Source organism: Streptococcus suis, from assembly GCF_002960445.1.
GTDB classification, from domain to species: Bacteria; Bacillota; Bacilli; order Lactobacillales; family Streptococcaceae; genus Streptococcus; species Streptococcus hyiners.
In genome coordinates, this window is sequence record NZ_POJD01000371.1 from 1 (window position 1) to 295 (window position 295).

General features: G+C 46.8%; 1 protein-coding gene. It reads right to left on the reverse strand.

Annotated features, from left to right (window positions below):
- The coding region (dhaM, locus tag C1G53_RS12120; RefSeq protein ID WP_105118819.1) for a dihydroxyacetone kinase phosphoryl donor subunit DhaM at positions 1 to 295 on the reverse strand (295 nt) is incomplete at both ends.

Below are 295 nucleotides of genomic sequence, written 5' to 3' on the forward strand. Positions count from 1 at the left end.
GAGCTGCGGCAGTATAGCAACCTTCGACGACTGGTACGGTTTGGATAAGAATTTGTTTGTCTGTAAAATCGGCAGCAAGTTCCATGTTCATTCGGGCGCTACCTAGGTCGAAAAAGGCAAGGAGGGTATCAGCAGGGTTTGCTTCAACTCGCTCTTGTACGATTTCAAAGCTGGTACCGATGCTACCATCTTCTAGTCCGCCACAGTAGGTGATGGGAATATCTTTTGCGACTTCAGATACTAGGTCGATGATTCCCTGGGCCAAATTTTTTGAATGGGATACGAGTAAGATACC